The 15042-nt window shown below is 36.7% G+C and carries 16 protein-coding genes and 1 riboswitch; of the genes, 13 read left to right on the top strand and 3 right to left on the bottom strand.

The window, feature by feature from the left end; translation table 11 throughout:
* Positions 1-14: 14 nt before the first annotated feature.
* From M1D60_RS16015 to M1D60_RS16005, 3 genes are read left to right on the top strand one after another with little or no spacing between them, the layout of a single operon-like run.
* Complete coding sequence (locus M1D60_RS16015; RefSeq protein ID WP_456275837.1) at positions 15-314, top strand: hypothetical protein; 300 nt, start codon at positions 15-17, stop codon at positions 312-314.
* Between the two features lie 18 nt (positions 315-332).
* A complete protein-coding gene (locus M1D60_RS16010) occupies positions 333-3989 on the top strand; it encodes a multicopper oxidase domain-containing protein (protein WP_456275836.1) in 3657 nt (1218 codons plus the stop codon).
* A 48-nt stretch (positions 3990-4037) separates the two neighbouring features.
* A complete protein-coding gene (locus M1D60_RS16005; RefSeq protein ID WP_456275835.1) occupies positions 4038-4784 on the top strand; it encodes a hypothetical protein in 747 nt (248 codons plus the stop codon).
* 64 nt (positions 4785-4848) lie between these two features.
* Here the strand turns inward: M1D60_RS16005 and M1D60_RS16000 are convergent, their stop codons facing one another.
* From M1D60_RS16000 to M1D60_RS15990, 3 genes are read right to left on the bottom strand one after another with little or no spacing between them, the layout of a single operon-like run.
* Complete coding sequence (locus tag M1D60_RS16000; protein ID WP_456275834.1) at positions 4849-5688, bottom strand: hypothetical protein; 840 nt, start codon at positions 5686-5688, stop codon at positions 4849-4851.
* A 52-nt stretch (positions 5689-5740) separates the two neighbouring features.
* Complete coding sequence (locus tag M1D60_RS15995) at positions 5741-6220, bottom strand: hypothetical protein (protein WP_456275833.1); 480 nt, start codon at positions 6218-6220, stop codon at positions 5741-5743.
* Positions 6221-6266: 46 nt separating this feature from the next.
* On the bottom strand, positions 6267-6584 hold the full coding sequence (locus M1D60_RS15990; protein ID WP_456275832.1) for a hypothetical protein: 318 nt from the start codon (positions 6582-6584) through the stop codon (positions 6267-6269).
* 511 nt (positions 6585-7095) lie between these two features.
* Between M1D60_RS15990 and M1D60_RS15985 the strand changes: the two genes are divergently transcribed.
* The 10 genes from M1D60_RS15985 (at position 7096) to spoVAC (ending at position 15041) form a co-directional block, all read left to right on the top strand.
* A complete protein-coding gene (locus tag M1D60_RS15985) occupies positions 7096-8124 on the top strand; it encodes a YheC/YheD family protein (RefSeq protein ID WP_456275831.1) in 1029 nt (342 codons plus the stop codon).
* 52 nt (positions 8125-8176) lie between these two features.
* The gene (locus M1D60_RS15980) at positions 8177-8629 is read left to right on the top strand and encodes a CotY/CotZ family spore coat protein (RefSeq protein WP_456275830.1); all 453 of its coding nucleotides are present in this window, start codon (positions 8177-8179) and stop codon (positions 8627-8629) included.
* Between the two features lie 148 nt (positions 8630-8777).
* Positions 8778-9068 carry a hypothetical protein gene (locus tag M1D60_RS15975; RefSeq protein WP_456275829.1) on the top strand — a complete coding sequence of 97 codons (291 nt, stop codon included), beginning with the start codon at positions 8778-8780 and terminating at the stop codon, positions 9066-9068.
* 143 nt (positions 9069-9211) lie between these two features.
* Positions 9212-10435: an ATP-grasp domain-containing protein gene (locus M1D60_RS15970; protein ID WP_456275828.1), complete on the top strand. Its 1224-nt coding sequence runs from the start codon at positions 9212-9214 to the stop codon at positions 10433-10435.
* 6 nt (positions 10436-10441) lie between these two features.
* On the top strand, positions 10442-11482 hold the full coding sequence (locus tag M1D60_RS15965) for a YheC/YheD family protein (RefSeq protein ID WP_456275827.1): 1041 nt from the start codon (positions 10442-10444) through the stop codon (positions 11480-11482).
* 54 nt (positions 11483-11536) lie between these two features.
* A riboswitch (ZMP/ZTP riboswitch) is annotated at positions 11537-11619 on the top strand.
* A 42-nt stretch (positions 11620-11661) separates the two neighbouring features.
* Positions 11662-12504: a bifunctional 5,10-methylenetetrahydrofolate dehydrogenase/5,10-methenyltetrahydrofolate cyclohydrolase gene (locus M1D60_RS15960; protein ID WP_456275826.1), complete on the top strand. Its 843-nt coding sequence runs from the start codon at positions 11662-11664 to the stop codon at positions 12502-12504.
* 170 nt (positions 12505-12674) lie between these two features.
* Entirely contained in the window at positions 12675-13235 is a 561-nt protein-coding gene (locus tag M1D60_RS15955; RefSeq protein ID WP_456275825.1) for a CBO0543 family protein, read from the top strand.
* Positions 13236-13366: 131 nt separating this feature from the next.
* On the top strand, positions 13367-13744 hold the full coding sequence (locus M1D60_RS15950) for a DUF1360 domain-containing protein (protein WP_456275824.1): 378 nt from the start codon (positions 13367-13369) through the stop codon (positions 13742-13744).
* Between the two features lie 338 nt (positions 13745-14082).
* A complete protein-coding gene (locus tag M1D60_RS15945; protein ID WP_456275823.1) occupies positions 14083-14547 on the top strand; it encodes a YhcN/YlaJ family sporulation lipoprotein in 465 nt (154 codons plus the stop codon).
* Between the two features lie 23 nt (positions 14548-14570).
* Entirely contained in the window at positions 14571-15041 is a 471-nt protein-coding gene (gene spoVAC, locus M1D60_RS15940; RefSeq protein WP_456275822.1) for a stage V sporulation protein AC, read from the top strand.
* Position 15042: the final 1 nt, after the last annotated feature.

The raw sequence follows: 15042 nt of genomic DNA, 5'->3' as shown, positions 1-15042 counted from the left end.
AGGAGGTAAAACCCATGAGCCAATTTAGTAATGATCAATCGTTTACATCAATAAATGATATTCATGATGAAGCGATTATCCAGCATTTCATTGATGGGATTGGTAGAAAAGTATTTGTGTTAATGCCGTCATTTCCTTTTCTGTTTATAGGAACTATTGTAGACGTTATTAATGACCTAGTTGAGATTGATGTGGAAACAACACACTATGCCCAATTAGAGAATAGGTTGTGGCATGTTCATATCCACAATATTGAGGTCTTTTATATTGAAAGAGATGATGGGCCAACTATTCCTGAATTAACAAATGGTTAGTAGAGAGGAGGTTTTATAATGAAGCGATGCTATCATGTCGTCGCGATTCCGATACGTATAGTTGTAAACACCTTTGGAGATCACAATCCAAACGGTATGATGTACGTATTAAAAGAAAACGAGAAGAAAGTAAGAGAACTTGTTAAGAAGAATCCATTTACTCCAGTTGACTTAGTTCAACCGCTCATAATTCGAGCAAATCAGGGGGATGTTGTTGAAATTTTATTTGAAAATAAGCTACCGTTTGCATCAAGCATGCATTTTCAAGAAGCAGATTATGATGTACTAACCTCAGATGGGGCAAATGTTGGATTTAATCCAGATACGACTGTCCCCACCGGTGAGAAAATTCTTTATCGATTGAATGCAAGTCACGAAGGAATTTATTTGTTCACTGACCTGGGAAATCCTTCTAGCAGTGAGAATGGTTCTAATAGCAATGGGTTATATGGAGCTTTATATGTAGAGAAACGCTTTTCATGGTGGACAGATCCAGTAACTGGAGGCCCGATTAACAGCGGTGCAGATGCTGATATTCACAATCCATATGTTCCATCGTTTAGAGAGTACACTTGGATGTTTGCAGATCAGATGGAAATCAATGATATGACAGGGAATAGACCGATTGATTTTGATACAGGACAAGAGTCAGAATCCTTTCATGGTGTTAATTATCGTTACGAACCATTAAATAGAAGGAAACAGTTAATCTCTGAAGGGGTTGTCTGTCCTGATTGTGATGGGGAAGAAGTCCATCATGATTCATGGGTGTTTGGAGATCCAGCCACACCAATTTTGAGAGGTTATGTTGGAGACCCAGCTAAAATCAGACTTAGTCATGCAGGGGTAAAAGAAACTCATGTCTTTCACTACCATGTTCACCAGTGGTTTAGAGATCCTAAAAATATAAATTCGGAAATATTTGACTCTCAATCAACAAGCCCGCAAACGCATTACGATATTGAACCTTTATATGGGTTAGGTAGTTTGCATGGAGCAATCGGTGACGGTATTATTCACTGTCATTTATATCCACATTTTGGAGCCGGAATGTGGGGGATTAATAGGATATTTGATACCCTTCAGGATGGCACTCAGTGCTACCCAAACGGCGTCCCGATTAAAGCATTACAGCCACTTCCTGACAGAGAGCCACCACCAATTCCTACTCCAGAACGTCCTGGGTTTCCTAACTTTATTCCTGGAAAAGTAGGTTGTAAAGCACCAAGGCCTCCACTTGGGATAGTGGGTGGTCGAGAAATGACAGAACTAGAACTTAATGCGGCTATTCCCAATCCGCGTCCTGGTGCAGTTTTTTCAGATCCATGTTTAGATAATGCTCCGGTTGTTGAATATGATATTTCTCTTATTGAGTTACCAATTGTCTATAATAAACAAGGCTGGCATGATCCAAAGGGACGTATTTTCATCCTCGATGAGGATATTGATGACGTTCTATCAGGACGAAAAGAGCCAGTACCTTTAATCATTCACCAGCCAGCAGGTGTATGTATACGTGTGAATTTTACAAATAGGCTACCTCATATATTAGATGGGGACGCGTTTCAAACTGCGGTTAGAACGTATGAAGTTGGAATGCATATTCACTTTGTGAAATTTGATGTTTTAGTAAATGATGGAGCCAATGTAGGATGGAACTATGATTCTAGTGTGTTACCAGGTGAAACCATTCGTTACGAATATTTTGCAGATGTAGAATTAAAGGCATGGTTTTTCCACGATCATTTATTTGCCGTTCAACATGAACAGCATGGAGTTTTCGGTTCAGGGGTAGTACAACCAAGATTTTCTACTACTGTAGATTCTGAGACTGGTGAAGAAACGGTGAGAGGCACTCAGGTTACAGTGTTTAATCCTCTCATACCTGACTACCGTGACCTCGTATTAAGTGTTCAGGATTTTGTCTATTTATTTGATAAGGACGGAAATCCCATTGCGCCACCAGGATACCCAGGTTCTCTAGATGATCCAGGCGTATTTGCTGTAAACCTTAGAAATGAACCACTTCAATTCAGACTTGGACCTGATTGTGATCCTGCATATTCCTTTAGCTCCTACGTTCACGGTGATCCAGTAACGGATATATTAAAGGCTTATGAAGGGGATCCAATCCGTATCCGGCTTCTACAAGGAGCACATGAAGAATCTCACAGCTTTAACCTTCATGGATTGGAATGGCTCAGCGAAAGACGAGATTTGGATTCAAAGAATGAAGATCAAATGCATATAGGGATCTCAGAATCTTTCACATTTGAAACGTATGTGCATACTTCGGGTGATTATTTATGGACTTTTGAAACAGAAGAGGATCTATGGAATGGAACATGGGGTCTCATCCGTGCCTACGATGAAGAAGTACCAAACTTAATACCGTTGTCAGATCAGCCTCTTCCACCAAAACGTACCAAGCCATTACCAGTTTGTACAGGCAAGCCACCAGAAAAGGCAACAGAGTTAGTAAGTCTTGGACCACCGGATAGCCCTGTTAGGTGCTATGATATTGTAGCCGTACAAACCCCAATCGTTTATAACGTATCCTATGGTGAAGTGGATCAGAATGGCATTGTGTATGCTTTAGCTGAAGATGTTGAAGATATACTTGCTGGCCGGAAAAATCCTGAACCACTGGTGATAAGGGGGAATGTAGGAGATACCATTGAGATAAATCTTACTAGTCTACTAGAATTCGATAAATTTCCATTTAAAGATGGAATCTACCCATATCCAATTGTAAAAGAACAGGCCTTTTATCCACCTTCTTTAAGGGTTTCTTTACACCCACAACTCTTATTATATGATGTTAAAACCTCAGCCGGTGAAACAGTTGGATTTAATCCTGATCAAACAGTTGGTCCTGGTGAGACCATCACATATAAATGGTATATAGATAGGGCGAACGGTTCAGCAAGGGGAATGTGGGATATGGCAGATATCCGCAACCATCGTTCACAAGGGGCGTTTGGAGCCATTATAGGTGAATCAAGGGGGACTGTATATTTAGATCCTTACACGCTTGAACCCCTTAAATCTGGGTCTAGTGCAGTTTTACGTCATCCTCTTCTTCCTGATATACGTGAGTTTGTCATGATTATGCATGACGGTGTTCGCCTTCATGATGAGGCAGGTCAAGTGATTGTAGATCCTATTGATGGAGTATTGTTAGCAGATGGTCCAGAGGATTTGGCTATAGAAGAAGCCGATACTTATGACCAAGGCTCAAGAGGTTTTAATTATCGTACTGAACGTTTAATCAATCGATTTAGGGAACATCCAGAATTAAGTGATCTATTCAGCTCTAAAGTATTTGGGGATCCTGCTACACCTGTTTTTGAAGCTTACCCTGGGGACCCAGTATCAATTAGACTGGTAACTCCTGCAGAAAGAAGAAGAACTCATACCTTCCACCTGCATGGACATTACTGGAGATTTGATCCGAGAGATTTGAACTCACGTATTGAATCTTTTGTTGGATTTAATGTAATGGGAAGAAAAGCAGATTTAGAACTGATAGGTGGTGCAGGTGGTCACTTTAACTTCCCAGGAGATTATATGTATCGTTCAGGTAATATTATGTGGGATATAGAGTTAGGGATGTGGGGAATCATGCGTGTTCATGAGAGGTTCATGAAGCATTTACCTCCACTAGAAAAGTAAGTAAATAGGGGACTAATTGTCCCCTAATAAAAAGAAGGTGGTGAAAATATGGAAAATGAAAATGGATGTAGAGATTTTAGGTGTCCTGAATTTGTACCAGCTAATGCCCCAGATGATTTTTGCATTCCAGAAGAGTGTTGTCCAGAACAAATACCACAACCAAAATATCCATCCCCCAATTCCTGTTTACCTGAAGAAGAATTAGAAGAAGTGGAAGCTAATATAGAAGCAGTAAATGAGCTCTTATTAAATCTCGGGCTTTCAGGAGAGAGGGAGCCAAATGAGATCTTCAAGGAAGCGTTTGATGGGCTAGTGGGACAACAGGTAATAGTAAAGCTAATTTGCCCAAGCCTAATTAGAGACGGGAAAAATATGAGTATAAAAGGAAGAGTATATCTTGTAGGTCAAGACTTTGTATTGTTGAAGAGAAAGAAATCAGATGTATTGGTAAGGTTTGAACAAGTATTATTAATAAAATTAAAGAATCGATTCGCTGAACCAGAATCGGAAGCAAGACTTAGCGATATAGATCCATGCTTTAGAAGAAGTTTAACGTATAACTTTGGTGAGGTAGTTTCATCTTCCCCAGAGTTAATCCAGCTCTTCTTCAGGCTTAATCTTAAAATCTATCTAATGTTACTAATAGGTGAAAAGGTAAAGGTTAGTTTAGATGGTCGCAAAATGAAAGGAAAAGTATGTGAAGTTCATGATGAGTCCTTCACAATAAAAATGAAGAGTAAAGAGAGAGAAATCCCAATAAATAACGTCTGTAAGATAGCTGTACTAAAGAAATAGACAATAAACGTCACTTATTCAAAAGTGACGTTTATTTGTGATGAGAAGAAAAATAGAGGTGAATTTATTTTTCACCTCTATCATTCTCTTCATCTAATTCAATTTTAATTATAGATGAAACTGGTACAATCCAATGATTGTACTTACTTTTTTTCTTCTTTCGTGGTTTATTATCTAATAGTGGCATATCGGGCTCTTTTTTCATTTGTTTATTTTGAACCTGTTTGGAAGGGGTAGCTTCTAGTATATGTGTATCCATGTTTGTATCTAACTCTGCTTCTATTTCTAACTCAGATTGAGCTTCAATTACTTGATCTATAATTGAATCATTTTGTATTAGATCATCTTTTGCTTCATCAGAATAAACTTTAGTATTATCAATACCCTTTTTAGAAGTATTAGGCTTATTTAGCTTTTTATCGGTGATTTCATTTTCTTTAAAGGCATTGTTTTTATCTTCATTTTTAGTAATAGTTGGGGAGTGAGGGAAAGTTATCGTTCTCTTTGATCTCTTAGCAGAAGTTGTTTCAGTTGCTTTATCTGAATGGGCTGTGACAAGTTCATCTAATTCATTATAGCTTTCTTCTTTGTTCATGTTTACCTCGAAAAATTGTATAGTACAAACCTGTTTTAAGTCCAAGGTAATACATTGCCGGGATTTGAAAGAGGGGTGATGCTCATGGACCGGTCGAACAAAAAGACAGTTTGTTTCAATGTCTACATGTAAAGGTTTGAGATATTTTGTAGAGAAACACTCTTTACCAATATGAATAAATGGAGTAAAAGGCTTTCCATTTTCTAAATAGATGGCAATAACAATTTCAGGCACGAATTCACCAAAACAGTAAGGTTTCTTTTTTTGAGTGAGTTGGATTAATCGCTGTATAGACAATTGTCGTTCCATTGTTTACCCTCCTTTCTATTTGTATGTATCCGCCCATAGAGAGCGGTATTACTTAATTGTGATGATCATCTAATTCAACAAATCCTACTGATTCGAACGGAAGTATCCATGATTTACCCATTTTTTTGTGCTTTTTTTTCTTCTTTTTCTTTTTTTTCTTTTCATTATTTTCTATTTGCTTCTCATCTTCTTTTCTATCATCATTTAAAACTTCTATTTCTACAAAATCAGAGCCTACAAAGCAAATTCTAGCTTTTACTTTACGATCTCCTTCAAGCTCCATCTTCACTACACATCCAATAAGCTGGCGAAGGCGGAAGTTTAACCCACCTTGTAAGCCTCCTAAACGTACACGGAAATCCTTGTCACATAAGAAGCGGTCACAGAAATGATCATGGTCATGATGATCAAAATCATGGTGTCTATGATGATCTTGATGGTGGTGGTGACTATGATGTTCGAAACCGTGATGCTCATGATGGAAATCGTGATAAGAAGTTTTCTTACCACATATTGAACAATATTGAGTCATAGTTTTTTTCCTCCCATATGATAATTTTAAAAAAACTTTAATGAGATTATAAGAAGAAGTTTATCGTTGTATTTGAAGATCTTCCTCCATTGTTGTAATGGTGAAGACCGTTGTCCTCAATTAAATGGTGATTTCTCCTTCTTAGTGGAGTTAATCTCTGAACTCCTAGATGATTTCGCAAGCCAGTACGCTGAATACTACAATTGTGATGAATACTACGATGACCATCACTAAGTAATCTGCTACTATGGTGGCAACGACATGAGTGATGATGGAGAGATTGTAATCTATTAGTAGAATGAACATGAGATTGTTGGTGCAACTTTGATTGACATGAATGACAAGTGACATGCTGATGTGACATTCATTAACCTCCTATCCCCGTATATCATATAATATGAAATATCTTGTAATTTGAAATGGACATAAGCCTTAAGAGAGAACAAGTTTATCTTGTCCTCTCCAAAAATGTGTGTTTACCAATAATGGTGATACTCATCAAAGAAATGGTCGCGTCTACAGCCGCAGTTATGTCTTAAATGACAAACTGGACGACAACGGAAGCGTCTACAGAGTGACTTACAATGACAGTCATCATCAATGTGATGATGGCGTTTGTCTTTTACGATTACTTTGACTACTTTTTCTACTTTTCTCTTTTTCTTTTTAGCCATATGAATCCTCACCTCTTTCTAAAGGGGATACTATATCTTATGTAAGAGGTTTAAAGTTGGACAGGTACGGCTATCATCTCTTTTTAGAAATCCTAAAATAGTCTAGTAGATTGTAAATTTCTTTCACCTTCTAATTTCCAGTAAATAATATAGAAATAGATGCTTATGGTTCGTCAATTTTTTTGTAATAAGGAGAGAGTTATGTTGACGACGATTGGAATGCTACACCATCAAAAGAAACCAGAGAAGCTTAGAAAAGCATATGCCTGTGCTGCAGTTGCAAAAATGGAACAATTTTCATTTTTTTACTTTACGTTTGAAGATGTGAATATGAAAGAGGAACTAATTCAAGGGAAAGTTTATGAGGACGGAGAGTGGAAGGGAATTCTCACTTCCTATCCAGACGTTATTTATAATGCAGGTTCACCAAGGAGTAAGAGAGAAAGAAAGATTAATAACCATTTAAAAGAATTTATTCCTTATACCAGTTATTCAATCGGAAATAAATATGCTGTATATCAAAGAATGGAAGCTTCGGGAGAGTTTGATGAAATACTTATTCCATCTCATGAGATTAATAACGCTCAAGAAGTGTTTAGGTATATGGAACAATATAAAAAGGTAGTCTTAAAACCGAAGAAGGGTAGTAAAGGAAAAGAGATTATTTTTATGGATTCACTGAAGGATGATGTCTTAAATTGGACTGAACATCAAGGGAAAGAAGAAGTAGAAGTTAAAGATGCAACATTCCGGATCAACCAAAAAATTCAATCAAAGGCTTTTTTACTCCAGCCTTATCTTCAATGTCTAACCAAAAATGGGAATCCGTTTGATTTTAGAATTCATGTACAAAAGAACGGTGAAGGTTTATGGGTCATAAATCATATTTATCCTAGAGTGGGTCAACTAAATGGGATTGTTAGTAATATTCATAGTGGTGGTTATCGAGCTGACTTAGAAGCTTTTTTGCGTAACGAATTTCCAAAGTCTGCACATACAATTCAGAATAGCTTGGAGACATTTGCTGATTGGTTTCCTGCTGCTTTCGAACAGTTATATGATTGTTCTTTTGATGAACTTGGTATAGATGTTGGACTAGATCATCAGATGTCTTTAAAGATATTTGAAGTGAATTGGAGACCTGGCAGTAAATATCGTGAATTAGAAGCAGCAAGGAATCTTGTTCTTTATGCCAATTATTTGGCGGAAAAAGGAATGGGAATTCACTAGTTATTTGCCCAATGCATACACTGTTTTTTAGGAAGGTATTGGGGGTGTTTCTATGACGTATAGCCAAAGTATTTGTTCAATCTTACAGAAGACATTAAATATTCAAGACACTTTTTATAATTTTATGTCTACGTATTATAAGTCTCTCCTTCCTGGAAAAATGGGAGAGGATACAGTTCCATTTACATTAATTACTAGTGAGAGTGCTGGGGATTGGCTTGAAACAATAGGCTTTTATTATAGTAAACGAGAACAAAAAATAAAAAACTTTTCTACCATGTATTTTAGAATTGAAGAGATTCATGAAGCTGATGGATGTATAACAATTAGTTATCTCTTGCCGTTTGACATTGATGGAAATCCTGTAAATACCCAATATCAATTGTATCGTTTAGAAAGAACATCCTGTTGCTTAACGGTTCCGTTAAAAGATATATGTGGCGTTCAATTTCTGGATCCACGTTTAGTGAATCGTAAATGGCCAATCGTAGAACCGAAATGGTGATTTAACACATTAACGCATTGGGGGCCTGTCCCCCAATGCGTTAATGTGTTAAAGAGAAAGGTTCGTTAACAGAATAGACAACCGCCTATACCTTAAAAAGAAAGTTAACATATGATAAATCTGACCAACTATTAAAGGAGGAGAAAAGATGTCTAAAAAGAAAAAGGTTATCCATGTAGATAAATTAATTGTAAAAGCAGATGAAGTGATTATTTTGAATGATGACCACCGTCGTGACCGTGAAAAGGATCGTGACCGTGATCCTTGGTTTGGTTTCTTAAGAGGGGATCGCCGTGATTTCGATGATAATGTATTAGGTGTTAGTGACGAGTTTAAGGATGACAAATTTAAAGATGATGATTTAGTGGAGGATGTAGAGGATAAAAAAGAAGATGCAGAAGATATTGCAGACGATCGTCGTCGTCCAAGATGGTTCTAAAGATAGTTCTAATTTGAAGAAGATTAAGCTTCATGCTTAGTCTTTTTTATTTTCCATGTGGACACATCACGTTCCTTAAAAAACTTTATATGCTATAACTAGATGTTATTTTAGTCTTCTTATAGCAAAGAAGGTGTCGTGTGTTGAAAACGATTATATTTATCGAAACAAATAAATCGGGCTCTAGCCGTGAGGCCATTCGGTCTGCAGAAAAGCTTGGATTTTATACAGTCCTATTTACCAAAAAGAAAAACTTTATGTTACAACGAGAAGAATTTCCGGATGTCCATGAAATGATTTTTCTACATGATATTTTAGAAGTAGAGATGATACCCAAAATAGATAGGCTCCTTATGCAAGGAAAGCTCATTAAAGGGGTTATTAGTTTTGTGGATCCGTACGTTACGTTAGCAATGAAAATGTCTAATCAATATGGAATCGAGGGATTTACTCATTCAGCAATTGAAATGATGGAGGATAAAATTCAAACTAGAAAAGCGTTAAATGATATCTTAGCTAATGTGGAACATCTCATTTTTACTCCTGAAGATTCAATTGATGAATTGATTGAAAATAAGCATTTTCAGTTCCCTTGTATCGTAAAAGCACCTTCATCCACAGGTTCAAAGGATGTTTCTCTCATTTGCAATGATTCTGAATTGAAAGAAGATATTTCTCGACTCCAAAAAAAATACGAGAACCAACCGATTCTGCTTGAAGAGTTTATTGATGGTCCACAATACTTAGTTGAAACACTTGTTGTGAATGGTGAAGTTGAAATCATTGCCATTATAGAACAAGAAATCACTAAGAATGAACGATTTATTATAACTGGTTATTATTCTGTGTTAGATATGGATCCTTCCTTATTAAAAGATCTGGAGGAGACGTTGTTAGCCATCGTTAACAAATTTGGACTTAATAAAGGTGCCTGCCATTTCGAATTGAGATTAAGCAATAATACGTGGAAGTTAATTGAAGTAAATCCGCGGATTTCAGGTGGAGCAATGAATTCAATGATCTATTATAGCTATGGAATTAATTTAGTCGAAGAGACATTAAAATTATTTCTTTCTTTACCATTTGATCTAACCCCTAAGAAAAAACAGTATGTGTATACTTATTATTTAACCATTTATACCAAGGGACGTCTGTTAAAGGTTACTGGAAAGAAGAGGGCCTCTCAATGTGAAGGGGTAAAGGAAGTGTTTATTAAACCTCGAAAAGGAATGCACGTGTATCCACCGACATCGATGGGTCACCGATATGGGTATTTAATTATTGAAGCTGACTCAAAAGCTCGTGCAAAGGAGCTTGCCCTTTTAGCTGCTAAAGAAATTAAATTTTATATTGAAGAGCAGGAGTGAATTTAGATGGTCACCATCGGTATGCTTCATTTTCGTAAACATCCTGAAACTGTAAAAAAGGCATATGCATATGCAGCAGCAGCTAAGATGGAAGGAGTACAGTTTTATTATTTTTCTTTTTCAAAGGTTAACTTTCAGACAAAGCAGATTACAGGGTATAAGTATGAACAAGGAAGTTGGATACAAGAGAGCTTCCCTTTTCCTGATGTGATCTATAATGCAGGAAGTGCAAAAATGGGGATGCAATATGAGGTAGAGCAGAAACTTAGGGAGATGATTCCCTTTACGAGTCATTCTATAGGAAATAAGATGAGCGTATATAAGAGGATTCTTGAAGGTCAAGAATTTAAACACTATTTACTTGAATCAACTAAGTTACAATCGATCTCCTTACTTCATAAGCTTTTACAAAGATTTGATAAAGCTGTTATTAAACCAGTATCAGGTAGAAAAGGAGAAAATGTACTTTTTGTAGAAAAATTATCAAAAGACGAATTTCGTTTATTAGTGAAGAAGCGGGAACTCAAACTTGGTATTCAGGATCTCAATCGTTATGTTCTCGATTTATTGTCAATGAATGAATGGCTGATCCAGCCATATTTAAAATCGATAACAAAGGATGGGCATCCTTATGATTTTAGGTTACATGTTCAGAAAAATGGGGAGGGTGTATGGCAGATCACTACCATTTATCCAAGGGTTACAATTAAAGGGATTGTAGCTAATATTAGTGGTGGTGGCTATACCAATTTACTAGAGGATTTTTTACGTATGGAATACGGTAGTGATTATTATAATATGAAGCGATACTTAGAACGTTTTGCGGTTAGCTTTGCAGAACACTTTGATAGTCTGTATGATGAAAGTCTAGATGAACTAGGGATTGATATCGGTATTGATGATATGAAAAAGGCGTGGATTTATGAAGTGAATTGGAGACCTGGTACTCCTCCCACCTATAGCTTGGAATTAGATGTTGCTCGAAACACGGTACAGTATGCGAAATTTCTCCATGAACAAAAAGCGAACGAAAATACCTGTAGTTGAATTGTTTATTCGGTTTTTCTGTGTTATTATATAACTTATTATGATAGGATTATAAAAAATCGCAGTAACTGACGACATAGTGGAAGTGACCACTGGGGAGCTGCGTCGATAGATAGCCGGTCGTCTGGGCAGAGGTAGGGAAAATCCTTACCTTTTACCATTTCAAGGGGGCAAGGTGGATGAAACAACCATTAATTTTGGACGGGCTGAAAGTAGCAGATCATGTTAAGTCACAACTACAGGGAAGAGTAAGTGATTTAAAAAAACAAGGAATCACTCCTTGTTTGGCTACAATCTTAGTTGGAGATGATTCGTCTTCCGCAACATATGTACGTATGAAGGGGAATGCTTGCGACAAGCTGGGTATACATTCAAAGAGGATTCATTTACCTTCAGCAACAACGACAGAAGAGCTTATTCAATGTATTCAAGAATTAAATCAAGATCCTCATATTGATGGGATTTTACTTCAGCATCCAGTTCCTGAACAAATTGATGAGCGAGCAGCATTTGAAGCTATTTCAATAGAAAAGGATGTTGATGGTGTAACTAGTTATGGTTTTGGACAGCTTGCTTTCGGATTTGGTAAATACCCTTGTTGCACACCAGCTGCTATTATGGCAATTATTGATTATTATAATCTTCCACTAGAAGGCAAGCATGCTGTGGTTGTAGGTAGAAGTCCGATTTTAGGTAAGCCTGTATCCATTATGCTTTTAAACCGTGATGCTACTGTTACAACTTGTCATTCTAGAACCCAAAATCTTTCTGAAATCGTAAAACAGGCAGACATAGTCGTGGCAGCAGTTGGAAGACCGAATTTTATCCAAGGTGATTGGATCAAAGAAGGTGCTGTTATTCTAGATGCTGGTTATAATGCTGGGAACATTGGGGATGTTGATTATGATGCTTGCTTTGAAAAGGCAAGTGCGATTACTCCTGTCCCAGGTGGGGTCGGTCCGGTTACCATTTCGATGCTACTCAAGCATACTGTTGATTCTGCTGAACTACGATCTAAATAAAAATAGAAACACTACCTAAGTAAAATTAAAACGGGTAGTGTTTTTATTTTTTGGTGCTGAAATAAGATTTCTCTTGAATGATATGCATAAGGTATCAATATTTTTAAAAAGCATACATGAATCCTAGTCTTATCTTTCATACTAAAAGGAAGAAGAGTTAGGAGAAAAGTATGGAAAATCTATTAATCGGACAAATACCAAGTTATGAAGAAATCCAAGAAGTTAGAAGAACTCTTAGTCAGATGTCTATTAACCACTGGGTAAAAGATGATCTTTTTACGGTGACTTGGTGGTTTCTGCTAATTTCCTCCATTCTTCCTTATATCATATGGTGGAAGCTTGTAGACCAAAAGAGATTTTTTGAGATTTTATCATTTGGATTATTTTGTGGCATCATGGCCACTATTTTGGATGTTATAGGTGTTGATTTAATATTGTGGGGATATCCAGATAAGCTTTTTTCAATGATACCACCCCTCTTCCCTGCAGATATTTCTGTCATCCCTGTTTCTGCTATGCTCATTTATCAGAGGTATAATCATTGGAAAAATTTTTGTATAGCAACAGTTATTTGGTCTTTAATTTTATCATTTGTAATTGAGCCTGGGTTTGTTTATTTCAATATGTTTACCCTAGAAAACTGGAAGCATACTTACTCCTTTGTTGCGTTCATTGCATTCCTCTTATTCTGCAGACTTCTATTCTTGACTCTTCAAAAAAAGGCGATCTAAAAGGAGCAACTACAACTGCTCCTTTTTTATATGTCACCAACCCTGTACTAGCTGAATAATGTATAAAGATGAATTTATTTTTATAGGAAATTGTTCTATTTAGATTTGTAGTGAGATAAATTTTATCAGTTATGCTTTCAGTAGAGGAGTGCGGTAGGGTGACTTGGTTACATTTTATTTTGTTAAGCCTAGCAAGCTTTCGATTAACTCATTTGCTGGTTTTTGACAATATCACCTCGTTTTTACGAAGGCCCTTTCATGATGAGGTAACAGAAGAAGAAGAGGATGGGACAACTTCTACTTACATCATTGTAAAAGGTACAGGTATTAGGAAGTGGTTTGGCGAGCTGCTTAGCTGTTACTGGTGTACAGGGATTTGGTGTGCAGCTGCCTTATATGGCGCTTGGTGGTTTTGGCCGGTTGGTGTTGAACCACTCGTGATTATTCTTGCAATAGCCGGCTGTGCGGCCATTATTGAAACGATGGTTTTAAAAATTTCTGATAGGTAGTTTTGCCTTTTTTAGCTTGGAAAGGAACTCTGTTTCTATAGGTTTCATATCATATTAGTAGAGCTAACAAGCTAGGAGGGAACTAACAGATGAAAAATAAGCAAGCTAATTCTGTTAAAAAACAGCAAGTCACGACGGAACCAGTAAAGAAAAAGAAAAAAGGCTGTGGCTGTGGTAGAAAGAGAAAACAAAACTTATAAGGATAGGCAGAATGATGCCTATTCTTTTCTTATGTTGAAAAAATTGGAAGTAGTGTTTCATCATAATTGAATCAAAACAACACAATCTAATTTAAGTACTTAAAATACAGCTTATAGTTTAGAACGAGGATGATACCTATGAAAAAATGTTTTGTTATTTCTCTAGTCTTGTTATATCTAGCTGGTTGTACAGGGACGAATCAAGAAGGTACAGCTCAAGGAGACAATGGCATACGTAATGTGTCAACCAATGAAACGTATAGTGAAAAGCTAAGGTTAACAAGAGATGCTGTAGCTATAAAGGCTAAGCATGAAATTTTAAATTATGAGGAAATCAATGAGGTCATTGCGGTACATCATGATCAGGAATTGCTTGTCGGCTTTAATGTGAACAAGCTTGATGAATTCAAGGTAATGGATGTAGAAGCCAAAGTAAGTAAAAGGCTAGCGAAGCTCTTTCCTGATGAAAAGATTACGGTATCGCATGATCAGAAGATATTGATTGAGTTAAGAAAGCTTTTGGATGAGGATAAGAATTTATCTGAAAAAGATATTGAAAAGCAACTTAATAAGATTAAAAACCTTTCAAAGGAAAAAACCTAACAATATGGGAAGGGGAGAATCCAATGGCAAATAAAAATCATATGTCTTCACAACAGGCATACCAGCAATTTGAAAAGCAGCGAGAGTTTAAACGACCTGTTTTTACTAATTGTTTGAAAGCTTTTTTAGTAGGAGGTCTCATTTGTTGTATTGGACAGGCCGTCTCCTTATTTTATATTAGCTTTTTTAATTTTACTGAGATGACAGTAGGAAATCCGACTGTTGCGACGATGATCTTCTTTTCAATGCTTTTAACCGGATTTGGAGTATATGATCATATTGCCCAATTTGCAGGAGCGGGAAGTGCTGTACCTGTTACAGGGTTTGGTAATGCTGTGATTTCTGCTGCTATCGAACATAGAACAGAAGGTTTTGTATTAGGAGTCGGTGGAAATATATTTAAACTCGCAGGATCTGTTGTTCTGTTTGGTACCTTCTCCGCTTTTGTTGTCGCATTAATTAAAACAATTTTAACCATGTGGGGTGTACTCTAAT

It is taken from the genome of Bacillus sp. AK128, assembly GCF_053903075.1.
Note: the sequence above shows the minus strand (reverse complement) of the source record. Positions and strands in the feature narration are given on the sequence as shown.